Consider the following 246-nt stretch of genomic DNA (forward strand, 5'->3'; position numbering starts at 1 on the left):
TCTACTAAAGTGTAGCGTGTGCTATTCGTATTGGCATCACCAAAGAAAGTACCTTGAGCTGTAGTAAAATTAGCTAAACGGGCATCCCCGGTTTTAAATTGCTGAACCAAACGTTCACTCAGTTTAAAAGTTGAATTTTGGTTGCTAATAGCTGCAAGAGATGAAACGGTTCCACCCGATGCAGTGAAGAAAGAATTCGCCGCAGTTGATCTTCCTGTAAACACATAATCACCTTGACGAATACCG

The 246-nt window shown here is 41.5% G+C and carries 1 protein-coding gene; it reads right to left on the bottom strand.

The genetic code is table 11. The features are described 5' to 3' along the window. A partial coding sequence (locus AC0L3D_RS37110; protein ID WP_473647588.1) for a hypothetical protein occupies positions 1 to 246 on the bottom strand: 246 nt, incomplete at both ends.

The organism is Mesorhizobium sp. WSM4837, from assembly GCF_055811435.1.